Source organism: Noviherbaspirillum aridicola, assembly GCF_019656455.1.
Lineage (GTDB): Bacteria > Pseudomonadota > Gammaproteobacteria > Burkholderiales > Burkholderiaceae_D > Noviherbaspirillum > Noviherbaspirillum aridicola.
The window spans coordinates 239,798-251,709 of the sequence record NZ_BPMK01000007.1 but is presented as its reverse complement, the minus strand read 5'-3'; the positions used below and the strand labels follow the sequence as shown (position 1 = coordinate 251,709).

13 protein-coding genes, 3 tRNA genes and 1 pseudogene are annotated in these 11,912 nt (G+C 65.7%); 5 read left to right on the top strand and 12 right to left on the bottom strand.

The window, feature by feature from the left end; all coding sequences use genetic code 11:
* From NCCP691_RS09880 to NCCP691_RS09860, 5 genes are all read right to left on the bottom strand, one after another.
* Positions 1-272 (bottom strand): GTP-binding protein (locus tag NCCP691_RS09880; protein WP_238482386.1); only part of this gene is annotated, 272 nt, incomplete at its 3' end.
* Positions 273-348: 76 nt separating this feature from the next.
* Positions 349-423, bottom strand: a tRNA-Thr gene (locus NCCP691_RS09875).
* Positions 424-461: 38 nt separating this feature from the next.
* A tRNA-Gly gene (locus tag NCCP691_RS09870) sits at positions 462-535 on the bottom strand.
* A gap of 37 nt (positions 536-572) precedes the next feature.
* Positions 573-658, bottom strand: a tRNA-Tyr gene (locus NCCP691_RS09865).
* Between the two features lie 86 nt (positions 659-744).
* Positions 745-1,686 carry a gamma-glutamyl-gamma-aminobutyrate hydrolase family protein gene (locus tag NCCP691_RS09860; RefSeq protein ID WP_220808090.1) on the bottom strand — a complete coding sequence of 314 codons (942 nt, stop codon included), beginning with the start codon at positions 1,684-1,686 and terminating at the stop codon, positions 745-747.
* A 91-nt stretch (positions 1,687-1,777) separates the two neighbouring features.
* Here NCCP691_RS09860 and NCCP691_RS09855 point away from each other — a divergent pair.
* A pseudogene (locus NCCP691_RS09855) lies at positions 1,778-2,130 on the top strand (ArsC/Spx/MgsR family protein).
* Position 2,131: 1 nt separating this feature from the next.
* On the opposite strand, the gene NCCP691_RS09850 reads toward NCCP691_RS09855, so the two are convergent.
* The 5 genes from NCCP691_RS09850 to NCCP691_RS09830 all read right to left on the bottom strand — a co-directional run bounded on the left by NCCP691_RS09850 (position 2,132) and on the right by NCCP691_RS09830 (position 6,955).
* Positions 2,132-3,739: a tetratricopeptide repeat protein gene (locus NCCP691_RS09850; protein WP_309295116.1), complete on the bottom strand. Its 1,608-nt coding sequence runs from the start codon at positions 3,737-3,739 to the stop codon at positions 2,132-2,134.
* A gap of 109 nt (positions 3,740-3,848) precedes the next feature.
* On the bottom strand, positions 3,849-5,237 hold the full coding sequence (locus tag NCCP691_RS09845) for a DHA2 family efflux MFS transporter permease subunit (RefSeq protein ID WP_220808088.1): 1,389 nt from the start codon (positions 5,235-5,237) through the stop codon (positions 3,849-3,851).
* Positions 5,238-5,316: 79 nt separating this feature from the next.
* Positions 5,317-5,529, bottom strand: coding sequence for a DUF2905 domain-containing protein (locus tag NCCP691_RS09840; RefSeq protein ID WP_220808087.1), 213 nt, complete (start codon positions 5,527-5,529; stop codon positions 5,317-5,319).
* 16 nt (positions 5,530-5,545) lie between these two features.
* Entirely contained in the window at positions 5,546-5,743 is a 198-nt protein-coding gene (locus NCCP691_RS09835) for a DUF2905 domain-containing protein (protein ID WP_220808086.1), read from the bottom strand.
* 51 nt (positions 5,744-5,794) lie between these two features.
* Positions 5,795-6,955: a class I SAM-dependent methyltransferase gene (locus tag NCCP691_RS09830; RefSeq protein ID WP_220808085.1), complete on the bottom strand. Its 1,161-nt coding sequence runs from the start codon at positions 6,953-6,955 to the stop codon at positions 5,795-5,797.
* Between the two features lie 68 nt (positions 6,956-7,023).
* Here NCCP691_RS09830 and NCCP691_RS09825 point away from each other — a divergent pair, with 68 nt between their 5' ends.
* Genes NCCP691_RS09825 through ttcA form a run of 3 tightly spaced genes read left to right on the top strand, consistent with a single transcriptional unit; the run spans position 7,024 to position 9,131 of the window.
* Complete coding sequence (locus NCCP691_RS09825) at positions 7,024-7,791, top strand: SDR family oxidoreductase (protein ID WP_220808084.1); 768 nt, start codon at positions 7,024-7,026, stop codon at positions 7,789-7,791.
* A 12-nt stretch (positions 7,792-7,803) separates the two neighbouring features.
* Positions 7,804-8,196, top strand: a complete 393-nt coding sequence (locus tag NCCP691_RS09820; RefSeq protein WP_220808083.1) for a dihydroneopterin aldolase — start codon at positions 7,804-7,806, stop codon at positions 8,194-8,196.
* Between the two features lie 14 nt (positions 8,197-8,210).
* Positions 8,211-9,131, top strand: coding sequence for a tRNA 2-thiocytidine(32) synthetase TtcA (gene ttcA / locus NCCP691_RS09815; RefSeq protein WP_373870342.1), 921 nt, complete (start codon positions 8,211-8,213; stop codon positions 9,129-9,131).
* A gap of 6 nt (positions 9,132-9,137) precedes the next feature.
* Here ttcA and NCCP691_RS09810 read toward each other — a convergent pair whose 3' ends face one another.
* On the bottom strand, positions 9,138-10,025 hold the full coding sequence (locus NCCP691_RS09810) for a DUF6279 family lipoprotein (RefSeq protein ID WP_238482385.1): 888 nt from the start codon (positions 10,023-10,025) through the stop codon (positions 9,138-9,140).
* 18 nt (positions 10,026-10,043) lie between these two features.
* On the opposite strand from NCCP691_RS09810, the gene glmU reads away from it, so the two are divergent.
* Entirely contained in the window at positions 10,044-11,405 is a 1,362-nt protein-coding gene (gene glmU / locus NCCP691_RS09805) for a bifunctional UDP-N-acetylglucosamine diphosphorylase/glucosamine-1-phosphate N-acetyltransferase GlmU (protein ID WP_220808081.1), read from the top strand.
* Here the strand turns inward: glmU and NCCP691_RS09800 are convergent.
* A complete protein-coding gene (locus NCCP691_RS09800) occupies positions 11,402-11,860 on the bottom strand; it encodes an Lrp/AsnC family transcriptional regulator (protein WP_373870340.1) in 459 nt (152 codons plus the stop codon). The two genes, glmU and NCCP691_RS09800, sit on opposite strands and share 4 nt — an antisense overlap.
* Positions 11,861-11,912 lie beyond the last annotated feature (52 nt).

The window sequence follows — 11,912 nt, the reverse complement described above, 5'->3', positions numbered from 1 at the left end:
TTCTTGACGTAGTCGGCGTGACCCGGGCAGTCAACGTGAGCGTAGTGACGGCCGGCGGTCTCGTACTCGACGTGCGCGGTGTTGATCGTGATGCCGCGTGCCTTCTCTTCCGGTGCCGCGTCGATCTCGTCGTACTTCTTCGCCTCGCCGCCGAACTTGGCCGACAGAACGGTTGCGATTGCAGCAGTCAGCGTGGTCTTGCCATGGTCAACGTGACCGATCGTGCCCACATTCACGTGCGGTTTGGTCCGCTCAAACTTGCCTTTTGCCATTTTCGACTCCTAACGATTTGATGAGAATGTCCAGGCACGTGCCCGACTGTCTTGCATTTGGATGAAACTAGAAAACTGGTGCCCTTGACGTGGATTGAACACGTGGCCTCTCCCTTACCAAGGGAGTGCTCTACCACTGAGCTACAAGGGCATCTGGTGTCCGCACTGAGAATGCGTCCAACCTGAAACTGGAGCGGGTGAAGGGAATCGAACCCTCGTCGTAAGCTTGGAAGGCTTCAGCTCTACCATTGAGCTACACCCGCAAGGACTTCTCTGCTTCAGCCGCGCACATCTTCCTGCTGGTGGAGGGGGCTGGATTCGAACCAGCGTACTCGTAAGAGGGCAGATTTACAGTCTGCTGCCATTAACCACTCGGCCACCCCTCCGCAGGGAACCGCAGACTATAGATTAATGACCCCGCCTTGTCAACAGCAAAAAGTGTTTGCAGGGTACTTTTTTGGTTCTGCGTGGTTTAAAAGCGTGTTTCACGGGCCGCCGCGAGGAAGTCGTCGAGGATGGGCGTGCAATCCAGCAGGTCGCCGCTGCCGGGCCGGTGAAATTCCGGGTGCCACTGCAGGCCCATGACGAACCGGGCCTTGCGGTAGCGGATGGCTTCGACGATGTTGTCCTTGCCGGAGACCGCTTCCACGACCAGGTCGCGGCCGAGGTCCTTGACCGCCTGGTGGTGGATCGAGTTCACCAGCGCCTCGGGTCGGGACGGGAACAGCCGGCTCAGGCTGGAGCCCAGGGGGAAGTGGATCAGGTGGTAATGACTGTCGTACAGGTCGTTGACGTGCTCGATCGCCGTCGGCACGTCTGAGGCGATGTCCTGGTAGAGGGTGCCGCCGAAAGCGACGTTGATCAGCTGACAACCCCGGCAGATGCCGAGCACGGGTTTACCGGCCTCGACGAACTCGTGCAGGAGCTCCAGCTCATAGACGTCGCGCGCGCGGTCGCCGCTCCATTCGGGGCGGGTGGCGTTCTCGGAATAGGTCTGGGGCGAGACGTCCGCACCGCCCTGCAGCACCAGTCCGTCCAGGTGCTTCGCGTAATCGCGCAGGCGGATATTGCTGGGATGGAGCATGCCGCTGGCATTGACGGTCGGGATCATGAAGACCAGCACGTCGCGGGACATCACCCACTGGGCGATCGACTCTTCGAGGTACTGCAGGGTCTTGCTGCGCAGGCCCTTGGCGCCGGGTTCGGGGTGGAAGATGCGGGCGGAGACACCGATCTTGAGGGTGCGCTGGGTAATGCGGCGCAGAACGCGGTCGGACAGCGCGCGCATGCGGGCCGAGACGATGCGGGTCGCGGTCGCCCATGGCGTCTCCTGGGTACGCGGCGTAAATCCATGGCCTGCATCGACGGTCGGAACGGCGGCGGACTTGATGAGGGAATCGTTTTCTTCGGACATGGCGCGTGAGACAGACTTTCCTGGCTGCAGGTTCAATCGACTAGGACGCCGAGGCTAGAATGGCGGGCCGACTTTCGAAATCGACAAGACAATGCTGAAAATCTATCACAATCCCCGCTGCTCAAAATCGCGCGCCGCGCTGGCGCTGGTGGAGGCATACGGGCGCCGGGAAGGGGTTCCCGTCGAAGTCATCGAGTACCTCAGGACGCCCCGTCGCCGCAGGAGCTGGCGGAATTGCAATCGCTGGTCGGGGGTGTGCGCAGGATGGTGCGCGACAACGAAGAAGGCTATGCGTCGCTGCGGCTCGGCGAGGCCGACGACAGCGTCCTGCTGGCGGCGCTGGCCAGCCACCCGGAGCTGCTGCAGCGGCCCATCGTCGTCTATCGGGGGCGGGCGGTGGTGGCGCGGCCGCCGGAACTACTGGAAACGTTTTTCGGCGCCTAAATCAGCCGGACCCGGGGCGAATGCCGTACTTCCTCAGGATGCCCTGGTAGAGGTCGTCGAGAAGGGACAGGCGCGGATTGCCGGGACTTAGCCGGCGCGCCGCGTCGATGTGGGCGCGGCACTGTTCGCCGAGTCTCGGCTCCCAGCCGCAGTTTTCCAGGTACTTGAGCACGGCGACGGCGGCGTTGAAAGCGACCTGCGGGTTGTCCGGCAGCTTGCGCGCGGCCGCCGACATGAGATCGACGGCGCCCTGGTAATCGCCCTGCCGTGCACGGTCCGCTCCGCCCGTCACGAGTTCCACCACCTGGCGGCGGCTTTCCCCGGCGACGGTCTGCGCCAGCTCGTCCCGCCCGGCCTGTTCGAACACGCTCATGGCACGCGCCATCGCGGCATCGTCGGCGGCATTGCTCATTACGTCGCGCATGATGTCGGCCGCATGCTCGTCCAGCGCATGCTGCAGGCAGTACCGGGCCAGCTCCCGCTTCATGTCGTCCGAAATGCCGTCTGTGGTGCGGCAGGCGGCCGCGGCGCCGTTCAGGTCTTCCACGGCCTGCTGCGCATTGCCGAGCCGGTCGCGCACCAGCGCGGAGGACAACGCCCGGCAGGCGCCCGTCTTGGGCAGATGGCCGAGCGAGCGCTCCATGTCGCGAATGATGGCCGAGGCTTGTTCGGTATCGCCCTTTTTCACGAGGGTGCGGACGAGGCGCACGTGATCCTCGGGGTCGCGGAATTCCGAGAATCTCGCCTTGGCCACCACCTTCTGGAAGGATTCCTCGGCAGTGGCGATGTCGCCGGTTTCGAGTGCGAGGTCGCCGAGCCTGCGCAGGCGCCGCACCGCGTGCGGCGAAACGGCGACGGCCGCGGCCAGCGTTTCCTTCGCCTGCTCCAGCTGCCCGGTCGCCTCGCGCGTGCGGGCGAGCCAGTCGTAGGCGTCCATGTACTTGCCGCTCTCTTCCACCAATGCGCTGAGGAGCATCTCGGCTTCCCCGAAGCGGTTCTGCATGAAGAGCGTCCGCGCCAGGCCAAGGCGTGCCCATGCCACTGCCCGGGTCTCGATCAGTTCGCGGTAGATGGCCTGGGCGGCGTCGGCTTCGCCGCGGATCACATGCAGTTCGGCGCGCAGGCGCATGAAGTCGATCGCGTACCGGCGGTGCTTATCCTCGCCCTGGCGGCACGTGCTGATCGCCTCTTCCAGGTTGCCTTGCTCCATGAGGTGATAGACGGGCAGAAAGGCGGCGCGCTTTTCGATTGCGCGCGCGATGCGGTCGGTGAGCGTGTCGGCGGTGAAGGGCTTGAGGATGTAGTCGTTGGGCGCGAGTTCGGCGGCGCTGACGACCTTTTCATACATCCGCTCGGCGGTGACGATGATGAAGACGGTCCACAAGGGAATCAGCTTGTTGTGGCGCAGGTCTTCCAGCAGCTGCTGCCCGTCCTGGCCGTCGCCGAGGTCGTATTCGCAGACGATCAGGTCGTACGAGCGGTTCTTGAGCGGCCGGATGGCCGCGCCGGCGCTGACGGCGTGGTCGATCCTGGCGATGCCGCAGAGGTTGAGCATGCCGTGCAGATTGGCGCGCATGCCGGAATGAGGCTCGATGATCAGCGCGGTCAAGCTTCGTAGAGAGGACATGTGCTGGAGGCGCGGGTCGTCACCGCCGATCCCTGGCGGCCGGGTGCTTCAGACTGCAACATACCATTGCCCGGAGGAAATGCAAGCGCGTTCAGGATTTGTCGGACTGGCGCATGCGCCAGGCGGCGAGGATCGCCAGAGCGCACAGGGCGGCCACCAGCATGAAGGTTTCGCCGAAGGCCTGCACGGGCGACCCTGCGGCCAGTCGCCATTCCAGCACGATGCCGACCACGCTGACGCCGATGGCGCCGCCGAGCTGGCGCATGAAGTTGATGATGCTCGAGCCCTGTGCCACCAGGTCGACGCCGAGGCCGCGCATGGCGCCGAGGCTCAGCGCGGGCAGCACAAAGCCGAGACCGACGCGCCCGAGGATGGCGATGCCCAGCAGGGCGAGGTAGCCGGTGCCCCGCGTGCCGAACGCCATCAGGGCGAAGGAGAGCGCCAGCAGGGCCAGGCCGGCGGAGACCAGCAGATAGGGCGCGACGCGGTCGGTCAGGCGGCCGGCGCCGACGATGGTGAAACCGAGCACGACGCCGGCGGGCAGCAGCACCACGCCTGCCTCCGACGGCGAATAGTGCAGCGCCATCTGCATGTAGACCGGGAACAGATAGGTGGAGCCGAACAGGCCGGCGCCGTAGATGAAGGCGACCATCGCCCCCATCGCAAACTGACGGTGCGAGAACAGTTGCATGTTCATCAGGCCGGCGGGGTTTCGCAGTTGCCAGAAGATGAAGGCCAGGGTGGCGAGGATGCCCGGCACGAGCAGCGCCGCGGCCTCGGCCCAGCCGTCGTGCAGGTGGACCAGTCCGTTGAGCAGGCAGGTGATGCCGATCGCGGCCAGCAGCAGTCCCACGCGGTCGAGCGGGCGGGCCTCACCCTGCATCGGCGAATTCACCGCGAGCAGCCGGCGCACCATGAACAGCACCAGCAGGCAGAACGGCACCACCACGAAGAAGATCGAGCGCCAGCCGAACAGCTCGACCAGAAAGCCGCCGACGCTGGGGCCGATCGCCGGCGCCAGCACCACGCCGAAGCCGAAGATGCCCATGGCCCTGCCCTGTTCGCCGCGGTCGAAGGCGCGCAGCACGACGATGGAAGGAATCGGCTGCAGCACGCCGGCGGCCAGCCCTTCGACCACGCGCATGGCGAGCAGCATCGGATAGTTGACGGAAAAGCCGCCGACCAGGCCGCCGAAGAGCAGCAGCAGGATGCTGCCGGTATAAGTGCGACGCAGTCCGAAGCGCAGCAGCAGCCAGGGCGTGGTCAGCATCGACAGCGTCATGGCCAGCATGAATCCGGCCGAGACCCACTGCGCGCGCTCCTGGCCGAGACTGAAATGCCGGCTCAGGTCGGGCACGGCGACGTTGACGATGGTGGAAGACAGGATGGAGGCCATGGTGCCGATCATCACGGTCAGCAGGACCAGCCATTTATGGCGCTCGCCGTAGCGGGCGCGAAGTTCTTCCAGGGTCGGATGCATGCGGCGCGGGGGAATGCGGCAAAGCCGGGGGCTCCAAGTTACCGCAGTTCCGTCCGGCGTGCGTTGTGGCGGCGTAAAGCTAGCCGTAGCCCGCGAGGCTGGCGAGTTCGGCCAGCAGGAAGAAGACGGCCGACCACAGCACCGCCGAGCCGAAGGGCAGGCACATCACCACGCCGCGCAGGCGGAAGCGGACATCGCCCGGCAGGCGGCCGACCCGCAGCCGGTCGAGGAAGGGCAGCAAGGGATAGAAGACGAGCAGCGCGAGGAAGATGGCGACCACCCAGCGGATCATGTTCGCCCCCGTGCGCTCAGCGCAGCAAGCGGCCGAGCGCCAGCACCAGCAGCGACAGCAGCAGCGTGGAGGCGAACGGCAGGAAGATGGTGCGTCCGAACAGGGTGAAGCGCACGTCGCCCGGCAGGCGGCCGACGCCGAGCTTTTCCAGCCACGGCAGGGCGGCGGAGAAAAGCATCAGGGCGATGAAAATGGTGAGAATCCAGCGGAACATGCGCAAGCCTGCAGGTTTGTCGGCGGTGCCGGACGGCGGCCGCGAGCATCATCATAACCGGTGGCTGCGGTCGCCGCGCAACAGCGCGTCGGGCAGCTCGGCCCCGGTTCCGACCGCCAGCACCTTGAACAATTCCCCCATCTCGGCCGGCGAGATCAGTTTTTGCATCGCGTTGGCCTGCGGGAGATAGCGCATCGCGTCCTCGGGCGGCGTGCGCAGCAGCAGGTCGCCGATGCCGGCGCCGAGCAGAAAGGCCGCCTGACTGGTGTAGCCGAGCAGATCGAGTCCGCCGCCGCTGGCCGCCAGCGCCATCGTGGTGAAATCGACATGAGCGGTCACGTCCTGCAGGCCGGGCAGATAGAAGGGGTCGGGATGGGCGTGGTGGCGGTAATGACACATCAGCGTGCCCTGGCGGCGCTGCGGATGGTAGTACTCGTGCGCGGGGAAACCGTAGTCGATCAGCAGCGCGACGCCGCCCTTGCCGTCGCGCGCGCGTCCCGCCGTCAGCATGGCGGCCAGCGAACGCATGAAGCCGGCGGCCACCGGATGCACCTCGGTCAGGTAACCCGGCGCCAGACCGTGCTGGTCCGGAATCTGCGCGGCCAGGGCCGGGTCGCAGGGCCGGTCCTCGAAGACGAAGCCCTGGCCGCCGAGCGCAACCCCGCGCTCGGCCCAGCCGTCGGCGGTGCGGACCACCAGGCTGACCGGCATTGCGTCCAGCACTTCGTTGCCCAGCACGACGCCGGAAAACGCTTCCGGCATGCGGTCGAGCCAGCGCACCTCCGGGAAGTCCCGCAGCGTTTGCTCCTGCCGCGCCCGCAGCTCGCCGGACAGCTCGACGATCGCATAGCTGTCGACGGCGACGCCCGCCGCGCGCAGTTCGGTAAGGATGTCGTGAGCGAGCCGGCCGGTGCCGGCGCCGAATTCCAGGATGCGCGGCCCGGTCCGGGCGAACAGATCGGCGGCAAGCCGGGCGAGCGTGGCGCCAAAAAGCGGCGTGATCTCGGGGGCGGTTGTAAAATCACCGTCTTTGCCGAGTTTTGCCGCCCCGCCACTGTAGTAGCCGAGCCCGGGCGCGTACAGCACTTGTTCCATGTATTGCGCGAAGCTGATCCAGCCGCCGCCCTGCCTGATGTGCCGGGCAATGAGGGCTTGCAGGGAATGCGAGGCGGCAAGCGCCTCCGGCGAGGGTTCGGGCAGTTGCAGTTGCATGTTCAATATCGTCGAAAGCGGCCGGCGGCAGGCATTGTACGCCGCCTGACAGACCATCCGGATAAACCATGACCAAGCAGGCAGGAAAAGTTGCACTCGTGACCGGCGCCGCCAGGCGCATCGGGCGCGCGATCGCGCTCGCGCTGGCGCGGCGGGGCTGGGATGTGGCGGTCCACTACGGGCGTTCGGCGGAGGAGGCGGCGGCGACGGTGAAAGAGATCGAGGCCCTCGGCCGGCGCGCACAGGCATTCGGCTGCGACCTCGCGGACGAAGCGCAGGCCAGATCCCTGCTGGCGGAAGTAAAGGCCGCGCTCGGCCCGGTCGGGTGCGTGGTCAACAATGCATCGCTGTTCGAGCAGGACGATGCCGGCAGTTTTTCCGTCGCCTCGCTCGATCGCCACATGCATGCCAACCTCGCGGCGCCCATCCTGCTGGCCCAGGCGCTGCACGCCGCCACCCCGGACGATGCGCGGGCGGTGGCGATCAACCTGCTCGACCAGAAACTGTTCAACCTGAATCCCGATTACCTGTCGTACACGCTGTCCAAGTCGGCGCTGCAGACCGCCACCGTGATGCTGGCCCAGGCCCTGGCGCCGAAGCTGCGCGTGGTCGGCGTCGCTCCCGGCATCACCCTGGTGTCCGGCGACCAGACCGAGGAAGGCTTCGCCAAGGCGCATCGGCTCACGCCGCTCGGACGCTCGAGCACACCGGAGGACGTGGCCGACGCGGTCTGCTTCCTCGCCGAGGCGCCGGCCATCACCGGCACCACCCTGCTGGTCGACGGCGGCCAGCACCTGATTCCCCTGCAACGGGACGTGATGTTCCTTGCCAAATAAACCCGAGAAATCATGCTTTCTGCACTCTCCCATCCCAGCCTCGCCGATTGCCGGCGCCTGTTCCTCCGCAACTACGAGGTGATGATCAACATCGGCGTCCATGAATTCGAAAAGAAAGGCGAGCAGCGCGTGCTGGTCAATGTCGATCTCTTCATTCCGCTGGCCGACTCGACGCCGCAACACGATCACCTGAACGAGGTGGTCGACTACGACTTCATGCGCGACACCATCGCCAGGAGGATGGCGGAAGGCCACATCCATCTGCAGGAAACCCTGTGCGACGACGTGGCGCGCGCCATGCTTGCGCATCCGAAGGTGCGCGCAGTGCGGGTGTCGACCGAAAAGCCCGATGTCTATCCCGACTGCGACAGCGTCGGCGTCGAAGTCTTCCGGGTCAAGTCATGAGCGAGGAAAAACTGATGGAACAGGCCATCCGGCAGGACGCCCCGGGCGCAAAGCAGGCCGAGAAGATCGCCTATGAAAACAACAAGCTCCACAAGCGGCTGTGCCGCCTCGTGGGCCAGGCGATCGGCGACTTCAACATGATCGAGGACGGCGACCGCGTGATGGTCTGCCTCTCCGGCGGCAAGGACAGCTACGGCCTGCTCGACATCCTGCTGACCCTGCGCGAGCGCGCTCCGATCCACTTCGACATCGTGGCCGTCAATCTCGACCAGAAGCAGCCGGGCTTTCCGGCCGACGTGCTGCCCGACTACCTGACGAAGATCGGCGTGCCCTTCCATATCGAGAACCAGGACACCTACAGCATCGTCAAGCGCGTGATCCCGGAAGGGAAAACCACCTGCTCGCTGTGCTCCCGGCTGCGCCGCGGCATCCTGTACCGGGTCGCCGATGAGCTGGGCGCGACCAAGATCGCGCTCGGCCATCACCGCGACGACATCATGGAGACCTTCTTCCTCAACATGTTCTTCGGCGCCAAGCTCAAGGGCATGCCGCCCAAGCTGCAGTCGGACGACGGCAAGCACATCGTGATCCGCCCGCTGGCCTATGTGAAGGAAGCGGACATGGAGCGCTTTGCGCAGGTGCGCCAGTTCCCCATCATTCCCTGCAACCTGTGCGGCAGCCAGGAGAACCTGCAGCGCAAGCAGATCAAGGCCATGCTGCGCGAATGGGAAAAGAAGCATCCCGGCCGCGTGGAGAACATCTTCGCGTCGCTGTCGACGGTGGCGCCCTCGCATCTGATGGATGCGAAGCTGTTCGACTTCGCCGGACTCAAGGCCACCGGGGTCGCATCGCCGGAGGGCGACATCGCCTTCGACGAAGAGCCGTGCGCGCCGCCGTCGGCGGGCGTGATCCGGTTCGCCGGCCTGGACGACTGACCGCGCTTACCTGGCCGCCAGGGCGCGGCTGTCGTCTATCCACTTCTGCAGCCGCTGCGACGCGTGTTCGCGCTGCTGCGGGGTGGCGATGTTGATGATGGTGGCGATCATCTCGGCCATGCCCTGGCGGGTACCGTCGAAGAACTGCCGGTGCTCGGCATAGGTGAAGTTGTCGAAGCTGGCCTGCGCATAGTCGCGCAGCATCGCCTGCGCGGCCTCTCTTGAGGGCTGCTCCGCGCGCAGCTTTTTCAGCATCTTCAGCATTTCCTGCTGCCGGCGCTGCCGTTCGGCGAGCCAGATCTCGTTGTCGAGCGGCCGGGCGTCGGATGCGGCCCGTATCCTTGCCTCCTGCTCGTCGCTGAAATTGCCGAACCAGTACTCGGCCTGCTTCATTACCTTCTTGAAACGCAGCCGTTGACGGTCCTCAACGCTGCCCCGGAGGTACTCTTTACGATAGCTGTCGTTATTGGAGGCGAACTTTCGCTCGAGGTGCGCGATCTGTTCCGGCTCGAGCGACAGCGCGAGTTCGGTCAGGTGCGGCAGCGCCCGTTCGATCGCGACGTCGGCCCGCTTCCTGATCTGCGCGTACTCCGCCAGCACCTCGTCGGCGCTGGCCTGGCTCGCGAGCTTCTGCTGCACGCCGGCGAGCAGCCGGGCGTAGTCGGGGAGCTGGGTCTTTCGGTGCCACGCCAGCAGCTGATCGATGTCGCGCTTGACCCAGGGCTTCTGCGCGTCGGTGAAATCCACGTAGCCGTCGAGCCACCAGTAGAGGAAGGTGTCGCCGTTGGCATAGCCGAAACGCAGCGCGCTGCAGCCGGCGAGCAGGCCCAGCAGCAGCAGCAGGCAGAGCCGGGCCAGGTGGCCGCGAAAGACGGGCGTGTTAAGATTTTGCATTACTTCAACTGGTGTCCTATGAACGTTGTCATTCTCGCCGCCGGCATGGGCAAACGCATGCAGTCCGCCCTGCCGAAGGTGCTTCATCCCCTCGCCGGCAAACCGCTGCTCTCTCATGTCGTCGATACCGCCCGTGCCCTGTCCCCCTCGACCCTGTGCGTGATCTACGGCCACGGCGGCGAAACCGTGCCGGAGGCGATGCGCGCCGATGACCTGGTATTCGCCAGGCAGGAACCGCAGCTCGGTACCGGGCATGCGGTCATGCAGGCGCTGCCGCATCTGCGCGACGATGTGCCGACCCTGGTGCTGTACGGCGATGTCCCTCTGACAAGCGGGCAGTCGCTCCGGCAACTGTTGGACAGTGCCGGCGGAAATAAGTTGGCGATACTCACCGTTGAGCTCGAGGACCCGACCGGCTATGGCCGCATCCTGCGGCGCGACGGACGCATCGTCGGCATCGTCGAGCAGAAGGACGCGGATGAGCAGCAGCGCGCGATCCGCGAGGTCAACACCGGCATCATGGTGGCGCCCACCCCGCAGCTGCGCAAGTGGCTGGCCGGCCTGTCCAACGACAACGCGCAGAAGGAATACTATCTGACCGACATCGTCGCCTGCGCGGTGGCCGATGACGTGCCGGTGGTCGCCGCGCAGCCGGCGGCCGTCTGGGAAACCCTGGGCGTCAACAGCAAGGTGCAGCTGGCGGAGCTGGAGCGCATCCATCAGCGCAATATCGCGGTGCGACTGCTGGAACAGGGCGTGACCCTGGCCGACCCCGCGCGTATCGATGTGCGCGGCTCGCTCAGCGCCGGCCGCGATGTCAGCATCGACGTCAACTGCGTATTCGAGGGCACGGTGGAACTGGGCGACGGCGCCAGCATCGGCGCGCACTGCGTGATCCGCAATGCGAGGATCGCAGCCGGCGCGAAGATACAGCCGTTCTGCCATATCGAGGATGCCGTCGTCGGCCCGCAATCGGTGATCGGTCCCTATGCGCGCCTGCGTCCCGGCACCGAACTCGGCGAGGATGTCCACATCGGCAACTTCGTCGAAGTCAAGAACAGCAAGGTCGACGCGCACAGCAAGGCCAACCACCTCGCCTATGTGGGGGACGCCGACGTCGGCTCGCGCGTGAATATCGGCGCCGGCACCATCACCTGCAACTACGACGGCGCCAACAAATTCCGCACCGTCATCGAGGACGACGCCTTCATCGGCAGCGATACCCAGCTGGTGGCCCCGGTACGGGTCGGCAAGGGCGCCACGCTCGGCGCCGGCACCACCCTGACCAAGGACGCGCCGGAGGGCAAGCTGACCGTCTCGCGCGCGCGCCAGACCACGATCGAGGGCTGGACGCGGCCCGTCAAGCAAAAGAAGTCCTAGACCGCCACCCGGGTTTCGAACTTGCTGCGATGGACGGAAAAGAATGTGCGCACATTGCGCACATTCGCATGCGCGGCAAACACCCGGTGCGCGAACGCGTGATAGGCCGGCATGTCGGCCACCTGCACCACCAGCACGAAATCCGGACCCGGCGACACGCGGTAGCACTGCAGTACCGCCGCCTCGCCGGCGACCAGCGCCTCGAACTCCGTCAGCCTTTCCGCTCCCTGATGGTCGAGCGTGATTTCGACGATCGCGGTCAGCGAAGGCCCGATCTTTTCCGCGGCCAGGATGGCCACCCGCCGCGTGATGACGCCGGTCTCGGTCAGCCGCTTGACGCGGCGCAGGCAGGTGGGCGGCGAGGCATGGACGGCGGCGGCGAGGTCGTTGTTGGTCAGCGACGCATCCTGCTGCAAGGCCTGCAGAATTCTTCGATCCAGATCATCCAAAAGCAACGCCTCTTCGGTCAAAACGAATTCTCCGTAAAGTTTCACCTCATTTTCTGAA